Origin of the sequence: Leucobacter sp. Ag1, assembly GCF_000980875.1 — a bacterium.
In the GTDB taxonomy this organism is placed as follows: domain Bacteria; phylum Actinomycetota; class Actinomycetes; order Actinomycetales; family Microbacteriaceae; genus Leucobacter; species Leucobacter iarius.
The window spans coordinates 52,015-61,964 of the sequence record NZ_LAYO01000101.1; the positions used below are offsets into that span (position 1 = coordinate 52,015).

At 72.3% G+C, this 9,950-nt stretch carries 9 protein-coding genes; 7 read left to right on the top strand and 2 right to left on the bottom strand.

What is annotated here, in order from left to right; genetic code table 11:
- Nucleotides 1-131: 131 nt before the first annotated feature.
- From XM48_RS10755 to XM48_RS10780, 6 genes are all read left to right on the top strand, one after another.
- Nucleotides 132-665 (top strand): adenine phosphoribosyltransferase, encoded by a 534-nt coding sequence (locus XM48_RS10755; RefSeq protein WP_046455811.1) that lies wholly within the window; start codon nt 132-134, stop codon nt 663-665.
- A gap of 74 nt (nt 666-739) precedes the next feature.
- Nucleotides 740-2,470 (top strand): AMP-binding protein, encoded by a 1,731-nt coding sequence (locus XM48_RS10760; protein ID WP_046455812.1) that lies wholly within the window; start codon nt 740-742, stop codon nt 2,468-2,470.
- 89 nt (nt 2,471-2,559) lie between these two features.
- The gene (locus XM48_RS10765; protein WP_046455813.1) at nt 2,560-3,129 is read left to right on the top strand and encodes a SipW-dependent-type signal peptide-containing protein; all 570 of its coding nucleotides are present in this window, start codon (nt 2,560-2,562) and stop codon (nt 3,127-3,129) included.
- A gap of 15 nt (nt 3,130-3,144) precedes the next feature.
- The gene (locus tag XM48_RS10770; RefSeq protein WP_052961451.1) at nt 3,145-3,822 is read left to right on the top strand and encodes a SipW-dependent-type signal peptide-containing protein; all 678 of its coding nucleotides are present in this window, start codon (nt 3,145-3,147) and stop codon (nt 3,820-3,822) included.
- A 10-nt stretch (nt 3,823-3,832) separates the two neighbouring features.
- Nucleotides 3,833-5,122: a signal peptidase I gene (locus XM48_RS17960; protein WP_156175034.1), complete on the top strand. Its 1,290-nt coding sequence runs from the start codon at nt 3,833-3,835 to the stop codon at nt 5,120-5,122.
- The gene (locus tag XM48_RS10780) at nt 5,119-5,664 is read left to right on the top strand and encodes a hypothetical protein (RefSeq protein WP_156175035.1); all 546 of its coding nucleotides are present in this window, start codon (nt 5,119-5,121) and stop codon (nt 5,662-5,664) included. The genes XM48_RS17960 and XM48_RS10780 overlap by 4 nt, the downstream gene beginning before the upstream one ends.
- 9 nt (nt 5,665-5,673) lie before the next feature.
- On the opposite strand, the gene XM48_RS10785 is transcribed toward XM48_RS10780, so the two are convergent.
- Nucleotides 5,674-6,675: an o-succinylbenzoate synthase gene (locus XM48_RS10785; protein WP_046455815.1), complete on the bottom strand. Its 1,002-nt coding sequence runs from the start codon at nt 6,673-6,675 to the stop codon at nt 5,674-5,676.
- A gap of 73 nt (nt 6,676-6,748) precedes the next feature.
- Between XM48_RS10785 and XM48_RS10790 the strand changes: the two genes are divergently transcribed.
- Complete coding sequence (locus XM48_RS10790; protein WP_046455816.1) at nt 6,749-7,690, top strand: 1,4-dihydroxy-2-naphthoyl-CoA synthase; 942 nt, start codon at nt 6,749-6,751, stop codon at nt 7,688-7,690.
- 4 nt (nt 7,691-7,694) lie between these two features.
- On the opposite strand, the gene XM48_RS10795 is transcribed toward XM48_RS10790, so the two are convergent.
- Nucleotides 7,695-9,896 (bottom strand): malate synthase G, encoded by a 2,202-nt coding sequence (locus tag XM48_RS10795; protein WP_046455817.1) that lies wholly within the window; start codon nt 9,894-9,896, stop codon nt 7,695-7,697.
- Nucleotides 9,897-9,950 lie beyond the last annotated feature (54 nt).

Sequence of the window (9,950 nt, forward strand, 5' to 3'; positions counted from 1 at the left end):
TGAAATCGGGCCGGGGATCCCGGGCGTGTTCGGTGCGGTGGCGCTGCGAACGGCCCCGCGAAGGCGCCTGGGGTGAGCCGCCCGAACCCGCGCGCTGCGCCCCGCCCCCCGGCAGCGGTTACGCTTGCTCCGTGTCTACCGAACTTCCGGCCGATCTGCAGCGTGCCGAGTCCCTGATCCGCGACGTCCTCGACTTCCCGAAGCCGGGCATCGTCTTCCGCGATATCGCGCCCCTGCTGGCCGACGGGCCGGCGCTGCACGCGACCGCCGCGGCGCTCGTGGAGCCGTTCCGCGGCCAGTTCGATGTGGTCGCCGGGGTCGAAGCTCGCGGCTTCATCCTCGGTACGGCCGCCGCCGCGGTCGAGGGCGTCGGCTTCGTGCCGGTGCGCAAGGCGGGCAAGCTGCCGCGGCCGGCGGCGTCGGAGGACTTCGCGCTCGAATACGGCACGGCCACGATCGAGGTGCACGACGACCTGCCGCGCGGTACCCGCGTGCTGCTCGTCGACGACGTGCTGGCCACGGGCGGCACGCTGGCGGCCGGGCGCCGCCTGCTCGCGCGCGTCGGCTACGAGGTGGTCGGCACCGCGGTGCTGTTCGAGATCGACGAGCTCGGCGGTCGGGCGGTCGTCGGCGACGAGCACCTGCACACGGTGTTCCGCGGCTGAGGCGCCCCTCCCGCGACCCGCGAGACGGGCGCGCATGCTGCACGACGCGGGGTCGCGCGGCAGATATAGCCGCTATGACCGAGAACGACGCCACCGCCGCCTTCTTCGCCGCACGCGATCAGCTGCTCGACCTGGCGGGGGATCCGGCGCGGGCCCGCGCCGAGTTCCGGTGGCCCGACGTCGGCCCGTCGTTCAACTGGGCCCACGACGTGTTCGATCGGATCGCCGAGGGCAATGAGACGACCGCGCTGCGGATCGCCGAGGAGGACGGGACCGAGCAGGCGCTGAGCTTCGCCGAACTGCGGCGCCGCAGCGATCAGGTCGCGAACTGGCTGCTGCGCATCGGCGCGCGCCCGGGCGACGTGGCCATGCTCATGCTCGGCAACCGGGTCGAGCTCTGGGAGCTCATGCTCGCCGCCATGAAGGTCGGCGTCGTGATCCTGCCGACCTCGGTGGTGCTGAGCGCGCACGAGCTCGCGGACCGGGTCGAGCGCGGTCGCGTGCGCTTCGTCTTCGCCGGGCCGGAGGACGCGGTCAAGTTCGCCGGGGTGCCGGGCGACTACCGCGGTGTGGGCGTGGGCTTCGATGCGGGCAGCCAGGATCAGCGCGCCGCCCTCTACGACTGGCTGCGCTTCGAGGAGTCGCGCGCCGGCTCCGACGCACCCGTGGCGAAGACCACCGCGAGCGACGATCCCGCCCTGCTCTACTTCACGAGCGGCACGACGAGCCTGCCGAAGATCGTGGTGCACACGCACACGAGCTACCCGCTGGGCCACCTCACCACCATGTCGTGGATCGGCGTACGGCCGGGCGACGTGCACCTGGTGATCAGCGCACCGGGATGGGCGAAGCACGCCTGGTCGAGCTTCTTCGGGCCGTGGCACGTCGGCGCCACCATCTTCGTCGCGAACTACGCGCGCTTCGAGCCGGTGCGTCTCGTCGCCGAGCTCGACCGGGCCGGTGTCACCTCGTTCTGCGCGCCTCCGACGGTGTGGCGCATGCTGATCCAGCAGAAGCTCGAGCGGAAGCCCCGTGCGCTGCGCGAGCTGGTCTCGGCGGGGGAGCCGCTGAACCCCGAGGTGATCGCCCGGATCCGCGAATGGTGGGGGCTCGAGATCCGCGACGGCTACGGTCAGACCGAGACCACCGCGCTGATCGGCACCATGCCGGGCGAGGCCGTGGTGCCCGGCGCGATGGGGCGGCCTCTGCCCGGGGTCGACGTGGTGCTCGTGAACCCCGCGACGGGCGAGCGCGGCGATGAGGGCGAGATCTGCCTGCCGATGGAGCCGCGACCCACGAACCTCATGCCGGGCTACTTCGGCAACGATGGGGCGACAGCGAAGGCGACGAGCGGGGGCCTGTTCCACACGGGCGACGTCGCTCAGCGCGATGCCGACGGGATGCTGACCTTCGTCGGCCGCACCGACGACATCTTCAAGTCCAGCGACTTCAAGGTCTCGCCGTTCGAGGTCGAGAGCGCGCTGCTGGAGCACGCGGCGGTGGCCGAGGCTGCGGTCGTCGGGGCGCCCGACGACACCCGGCTGAACGTGACCAAGGCCTACGTCGCGCTTGCCGCCGGTTGGGGCGAGAACGCGGACACGGCGCGCGAGATCCTGGCGCACGCGCGGGTCGCGCTGCCGCCCTACATGCGAGTGCGGCGCGTCGAGTTCTTCGAGCTGCCCAAGACGACGTCGGGCAAGATCCGCCGGGTCGAGCTGCGGCAGCGGGAGGAGGCCGCGCACGCGGCGGGTGAGCGACCCGCGGGCGAGTGGCGCGAGGGTGACTTTTCCGACCTGAAGGGGTAGCTTCGGGCTTGTAACCGGATGGCCGTTACTGTAACGTTCAACTAAATCCGGGTGGCAACGGTGCTCCCGGGGTTGCATGGGGGAAAACAATGACCGTTTCCAGTCAGACCGAATCCATTGACGTACAACGCCGAGCCGCGAAGCGGCGCAAGATCGGCGCACTGCTCGCGGGCGGGCTCGTGCTCGGCGTGGGCGCCGCAGTCACGCTCGCATCCTGGAACGATTCCGAGTTCGCGAAGGCCAACCTGACGGCCGGAACGTTCGTGTTCCAGGGATCCACCGACGGCACCACCTTCGCCGACCACGCCAGTTCGGGCGGCGCAGCCTCGCTGACCTTCACCACGGGCTTCGACAAGCTCAGCCCGAACGACGTCGTGTACGCGCCCTACGCGCTGAAGCTCACCGGCTCCTCGCCGGCGACGCTCACGCCTACAGCTCCCGCGGTGACCGGAGCGCTCAACGGCAAGGCGACCTTCGCCGCAGTGCAGACGACGACCTTCGGGTGCAACGCCGGGGCGTTCACCGGCGGCACCACGCTGGTGACGACCATGTCTCCCGGCGACACGGTGAACCTCTGCCTCAAGGTCACGGCCGGCTCGACCATCGCCCAGGGCGATACCGGAGCCGTCGTCTGGCAGTGGGACGCCGTTTCGCAGTAGGCCCGGAGCACTGCTGTGACTGCGCCTGCGCCGAACGAGTCGGGGCGGTCGCGCCGAGCGCGCCGCCTCGATCTGGTCGCGCGCCGACGCGGCCTCACCTTCCGCCGAGCCCGTGCCCTCCTGGCCGGAGCACTCGTGCTGGGGATCGGCGCGACCGCGACGCTCGCCGCCTGGACCGATCAGGAGAACGCGAAGGCGACCCTGACAGCGGGCACCTTCGCGCTGGAGTCCCTGGTCTCGGGCGGCAGTTGGACCGACACGACGGCGCCGGCCGCCGCCGCGGTGCTCCCGCTCGCGGCGACCGGCATGATGCCGGGCACGAGTAAGGCGGCCTGGATCCAGATCCGCACCAAGGCCGGCAGCGGAGCCGGCACCGTGAACCTCACCGGCGTCACGCTCGCGACGACGCCCGCCGACCCGACCGTCGACCCGAACAAGTCGTTCGGCGACGCGCTCACGGTGCGCATCGGCACGGTCGCGACGACGGGCGACTGCGTTCCGAGCTGGACCGGCGGCTCCCTCGTGACCAAGGTCAGTACGTTGCCGACCGGGCTCACGCCGGCGACCGTCGGTGCGAACTCCGCCCTCGTCGCGATCTACTGCGTCGTGGTCACGCTCCCCACGAACGCGGCGAACACGGCGCAGGGCGGCAGCGTGACCCCGACCTGGGCGTTCACGGGGACCTCGAGCTGAGCGGGCACCGATGACTCAGGAACGCGCGGGCTGGGGGCGGGCGGCGCGGACGACGGGACGCGTCGTACGCGAGACGCTGCTCACCGTCGCCGCCCTCGGGGGCGCCGCGTGCATCGTGCTCGTGATCCTCGCGTTCACGGGCGGCTACTCGCTCATCATGTTCAAGACCGGATCGATGTCGCCGACGATCCCGACGGGTTCCGTCGCGCTGGTGCGCGAGATCCCGGCGTCCGAGGCGAAGGTCGGCGACGTGCTCACGGTCGACCGACCGGGCAAGCTCCCGGTGACCCACCGCGTCACCTCGGTCGCGCCCGCCGACGGTGACCCGGGCGAGCGCGTGATCACCCTGAAGGGCGACGCGAACCAGACCGAGGATCCCGAGCCCTACCGGATCGCTCACGCCCGGATCGTGATCGGTTCGGTGCCGGGGCTGGCGACGGTGATCGTCTGGTTCGGCAGCCCGTGGATCATGGGCGGGGTCACCGTCGCCGCCGCGATCCTCGTCACCTGGGCGTTCTGGCCGCGCGAGCGGGAGTACCGCGAGCGGAAGGCGGGGAAGCGATCCGCCGCTCCGGTGGCGAGCGGCGCCCTGGCGCTCGCCGCGGTGCTCGGGGCCGGCGGCCCGCTGCTCCTCTCGGCGCCGACCCCGGCCGGCGCCGCTCCGGTCGCGGCCGTTCCGATTGCGGCCGCCCCCTCGAACGCCTCCGACATCCTGAACCTGAGGTCCGACCTCGCGCCCGACGACGTGCTGCAGCTGAGTCGTGATCGTCCGGTGTACTGGCACGTGGACGCCGACGCATCGCGGGCGCCCGGCGACGGATCCCTCTCGATCTCGCTCGCCGGGGCGGGCGATCAAGCGCTCGGGCTGCACGCCGAGGTGCGGACCTGCGCCGCGGCCTGGACCTCGACCGGATGCCGGGCAGGGGAGCAGCTGCTCCGGGCCGACGGGCCCGTACTGCTCGACGGGCGGTTCTCGCGCGTGCTCACGGTCGCCACGCCCTTCGAGGCGCACCTGCGGATCGCGCTCACCGCGGATCCGCAGACCGGAAGCGGGGCGAACGGAGCCGATCCCGGTGCGCTCGCGCGCGGCAGTCTCACGCTGCGCGCCGATGCGGGCGAAGACACCGAGCAGGTCGGGATCGGCGGGGAGGGCCCGCTCGCCCGCACCGGCTGGGAACCCGTGCGCCTGATGGCGGCGCCGGCCGCCGCAGCCGTGGGCCTCGGGATCGCGCTGCTCGCGCGGCGCCGGGCTCGAGATACGGCGGGCGATGCCGCCTCCACCGAGGGGAGCGTCCGGTGATGCGCCGACGAAACCCGGGGTGGAGCAGGGGGATCGCTGCGATCCTGTCGCTCGGCATGCTCACCGGGCTCGCGGTCGGGACTCCCGCGGTGCTGCGTCCCCAGCCCGTTGCCGCGGCGTGGACGGATCAGGAGAACGGGAAAGCGACCATCACGGCCGGGACGGTGCCGAACCCGACCAACCTGACGTGCACACTGAACGGCCTGCTCGGTGCGGTCGCCAGCATCACGCTGACTTGGAAGACGACCGTGCCTCCGCCCGCGACCTTCCGTATCGGGATCGTGGCTGGAGCGAACGGGACACCGACCAGCGGCAACGTCACGGCCACGCCGACGCTCGTCTCAGGGACGCAGGACACCTACACCGCGACGATCCCGGTGGACCTGCTCACCTCCCTGCTGACCAGCCTGCTCGGGAGCACGGCCACGCTCGGAGTATCTGGGACCGCGGGGAGCAACTGGGTATCGCCCGGTTGGGCGAGGGCGGAAGTCAAGATCGTGCTGCTCGGCCTGCTCCTGGGCTCCAGCTGCACCCCGCTCTGAGCCGGTCGCTCAGCCGAGCAACTCCGCGCAGCGGGCGATCCGATCCCGCCACCAGCGCTCGCGCTCGGTCGTGGCGCGGAAACGGTCGAGCGCGAGCGCATCGAGCGCCGGGCGGCGGACGGCGATCGCGCCGTCGACGGGGAGGAGCGGGTCGGCGGTCACATCGCCGTCGAGCAGCGCGACCGTGCCGAGTCCGCAGGCGCCCGCGAGCATCCCGTCGGGGAGCGCCGCGGCGAGGTGCAGACCCATCGAGATGCCGACCGAGGTGTCGAGCGCGCTCGACACGACCACCGGCAGCCCGGCCTCGGTCACGATGTCGAGCGCCCGACCGATTCCGCCGAGCGGCTGCGCCTTCACGATCAGCAGGTCGGCAGCACCGGCGCGGGCCACCGCGAGCGGATCCTCGGCCTTGCGCACGCTCTCGTCGGCCGCGATGCGGACCGGGGTTCCGTTCGCAGCGAGCCGGCGGCGAACCTCGGCGAGCTCAGGAACGGTGACGCAGGGCTGCTCCGCGTAGTCCAGGTCGAGCGCGGCGAGCGCGGTGAGCGCGGCGACCGCTTCGTCGATGCTCCAGCCCGTGTTGGCATCGACGCGCACGCGCGCGTCGGAACCCATCGCCTCGCGCACGGCGCGCACCCGCGCGACGTCGTCGACGAGGGACTGGCCGCGCTCGGCCACCTTGACCTTCGCGGTGCGGCACCCGGGGAAGCGGGCGAGGACCCCGGGCACCTCGGCGGCGGACACCGCCGGAACCGTGGCATTGACGTCGATCGACTCCCGCAGCGGTGCCGGGCTGCCGCCCCAGCCGAAATCGACGGCGGCGCGCAGCCAGTGTGCGGCCTCGGCGTCGCCGTACTCGACGAAGGGCGAGAACTCGCTCGCACCCATGGGCGCGTCGAACAGCACGGCCTCGCGCACCGAGATGCCCCGGAACCGGGTGCGGGTCGGGATCGCGACCACGCGAGCGCTGGCGAGGAGCTCGTCGACGGGCACGCGCGGGGTCTGATCCATGCCCCCCATTCTCGCGGGTGCGCATCCGATCGGAGTGCAATCAAATCGCAAGCGGCCTGCGTAGGCTTGAGCCATGAGTGATCCCGCAGCCTCCGGCGCAGCAGCGAACCCGGTCTCCGACATCTTCGATCCCGCCGAGTGGGAGCTCGCGCCCGGCGCGGAGCGCTACACCGACATCACCGCGCACCTGAGCCGCGACGGTCGGATCGCCCGCGTCGCGTTCGATCGCCCGGAGGTGCGCAACGCCTTCCGGCCGCACACCGTCGACGAGCTGTACGACGCGCTCGAGCGGGTCCGCGTGAATCCGCGGGTCGGCGTCGTGCTGCTCACGGGCAACGGTCCGAGCCCGAAGGACGGCGGCTGGGCGTTCTGCTCGGGCGGCGACCAGCGGATCCGCGGTCGCGACGGCTACAAGTACTCGGACGATGAAGCGACCGTGGGCTCCGAGGGCCTCGCGCGCGCCGGCCGCCTGCACATCCTCGAGGTGCAGCGTCTCATCCGGTTCATGCCGAAGGTCGTCATCGCTCTGGTGCCCGGCTGGGCGGCGGGCGGCGGGCACTCACTGAACGTGATCTGCGATCTCTCGATCGCGAGCGAGGAGCACGCGCGGTTCAAGCAGACCGACGCCGACGTGGGATCGTTCGACGCGGGCTACGGCAGCGCCTACTTCGCGCGGCAGATCGGCCAGAAGAACGCCCGCGAGGTGTTCTTCCTCGCCCGGGAGTACTCGGCGCAGCGCGCCTACGAGATGGGCGCTGTCAACGCGGTCGTGCCGCACGCCGAGCTCGAGCGCACCGGTATCGAGTGGGCGCGCGAGATCCTCGGGAAGTCGCCGACCGCGATCCGCATGCTGAAGTACGCCTTCAACGCGGTCGACGACGGGCTCGTCGGGCAGCAGCTGTTCGCGGGGGAGACCACCCGTCTCGCCTACGGCACCGACGAGGCCGTCGAGGGCCGCGACTCGTTCCTCGAGAAGCGCGAGCCCGACTGGTCGCCCTTCCCGTACCACTACTGAGCGGTCAGGCCTGCGCGGCCGGTGCGGCCGGCGCCGCCTGCGCGGCCTGCGCGGCCTTCTTCGCGCGGCGCAGCTCGTGCAGCAGCGGCTCGGTGTAGCCGCTCGGCTGCGCCGCGCCCTCGACGATCAGGCGCCGCGCCGCGGTGAACGCGAGGCCTGGGGTCGCGCCGTCTGCACCGAGCAGCGCCTCGTAGGCGGGATCGGCGGCGTTCTGCCGATCCACGACCGCGGCGGTCGATGCGAGCGCCGCGTCCACCTGCTCCTCGGTGATGACGCCGTGCAGCAGCCAGTTGGCGAGCAGCTGCGCCGAGATGCGCAGGGTGGCGCGATCCTCCATGAGCGCGACGTCGTGGATGTCGGGCACCTTCGAGCAGCCGATGCCCTGGTCGATCCAGCGCACCACGTAGCCGAGGATCGACTGCGCGTTGTTCTCGAGCTCGGTCCGCACCGTCTCGGGATCGAGATCCGCGGGGCCGGCGAGCGGGATGTCGAGCAGCCGGTCGAGGCTGTGGGCACCCGCCGGTGGCAGCGCCGCCCGCTCGGCGAAGGCGTCGGCGAGGTGGTAGTGGATCGCGTGCAGCGTGCCGGCCGTGGGCGACGGCACCCAGGCGGTCGAGGCGCCCGCGCGCACGTGGCCGATCTTCTGCTCGAGCATGTCGTGCATGAGGTCGGGCATCGCCCACATGCCCTTGCCGATCTGGGCGTGCCCGGTCAGGCCGCAGGCGACCCCGATCTCGACGTTGCGCGCCTCGTAGGCGGGGAGCCACGGGCGGGTGCGCACCGCGGCCTTCGGCAGGAACGGCCCCGCGTGCATGGAGGTGTGGATCTCGTCGCCCGTGCGATCGAGGAAGCCGGTGTTGATGAAGACGACGCGGTCCTGCGCCTCGGCGATGCAGGCCGCGAGGTTCGCGGACGTGCGGCGCTCCTCGTCCATGATCCCGATCTTGAGGGTGCGCTCCGGGAGCCCCAGCAGCTCCTCGACCCGGGAGAACAGGGCGACGGTGAACGCGACCTCGTCGGGGCCGTGCATCTTGGGCTTCACGATGTAGACGGAGCCGGTGCGCGAGTTGGCGCGGTCGCCGCGCAGGTCGTCGAGGGATCCGAGCGCGGTCATGATCGCGTCGACGATCCCCTCGGGCACTTCGCGGCCGTCGCGGTCCAGGATCGAGTCGCCCGTCATCAGGTGGCCCACGTTGCGCACGAACAGCACCGAGCGGCCGGGCAGCGAGAGTTCGCCCCCGCCGGGCGCCGTGTAGACGCGGTCGGGGTTCATCGAGCGGACGAAGGTCTCGCCGCCCTTCTCGACGCGTTCGACGAGCGTGCCGGCCATCAGGCCGCGCCAGTTGCGGTAGCCGAGCGCCTTGTCCTCGGCGTCGACCGCGGCGACCGAGTCCTCGAGATCCATGATCGTCGTGAGCGCCGACTCGAGCACGATGTCCTGCACTCCGGCGGCGTCGGTGGAACCGATGCGACCGGAGCGGTCGATCGAGATCTCGACGTGCAGGCCGTGGTGCGCGAGCAGGATCGATGCCGGCGCTTCCGGTGCGCCCGTGTAGCCGACGAACGCAGCGGGGTCCGCGAGGCCGGCCGCGCCGCCGGCGGACGCCACGGCGAGCGCGCCGTCGCGCACCGCGTACCCCGTCGAACCGGCGTGGGATCCGGAGGCGAGCGGGGCGACGGTGTCGAGGAGTCCGCGACCGCGGGCGATGACGGCGGCGGCCCGCGTCGTGTTGAAGGAGGAACCCGGAGCGAGGTCGCCCTCGCGCAGGATCGCGTCGGTACCGTAGAGCGCGTCGTAGAGGGAGCCCCAGCGGGCGTTGGCCGCGTTCAGCGCGAAGCGCGCGTTCAGGATCGGCACGACGAGCTGGGGGCCGGCGAGCCGGGCGATCTCGGGTGCGACGTCGGCGGTGCTCGCGGCGACCGACGCGGGTTCGGGGCGCAGGTAGCCGATCTCGGTGAGGAACGCGCGGTAGGCCGCCGGGTCCGGGGTGCCCGGAGCGGCCCGGTGGTAGTCGTCGATCCGGGTCTGCAGGTCGTCGCGCGCCCGCAGCAGTTCGGCGTTGCGCGGGGCGAGCTCGTGCACGAGCCCGCTCACCCCGGCCCAGAACGCGGCGCGGTCGATGCCGTGCCGGTCGAGGGATTCCTCGGCGAAGGCGGCGATGGGCTCCGCGACGGAGAGGTCTGCGCGGGTGGCGTGAGCGGTCATGCGGGACTCCTGTGTCTGGCCGACTCCGGGTCGGGGCGATGCGGTCAACCATAG

Excerpts from the sequence above, each read along its gene's own strand:
- XM48_RS10760 (WP_046455812.1), top strand. The coding sequence starts at position 740 with ATGACCGAGAACGACGCCACCGCCGCCTTCTTCGCCGCACGCGATCAG.
- XM48_RS17960 (WP_156175034.1), top strand. The coding sequence starts at position 3,833 with ATGACTCAGGAACGCGCGGGCTGGGGGCGGGCGGCGCGGACGACGGGA.
- XM48_RS10765 (WP_046455813.1), top strand. The coding sequence starts at position 2,560 with ATGACCGTTTCCAGTCAGACCGAATCCATTGACGTACAACGCCGAGCC.
- XM48_RS10795 (WP_046455817.1), bottom strand. The coding sequence starts at position 9,896 with ATGACCGCTCACGCCACCCGCGCAGACCTCTCCGTCGCGGAGCCCATC.
- XM48_RS10785 (WP_046455815.1), bottom strand. The coding sequence starts at position 6,675 with ATGGATCAGACCCCGCGCGTGCCCGTCGACGAGCTCCTCGCCAGCGCT.
- XM48_RS10790 (WP_046455816.1), top strand. The coding sequence starts at position 6,749 with ATGAGTGATCCCGCAGCCTCCGGCGCAGCAGCGAACCCGGTCTCCGAC.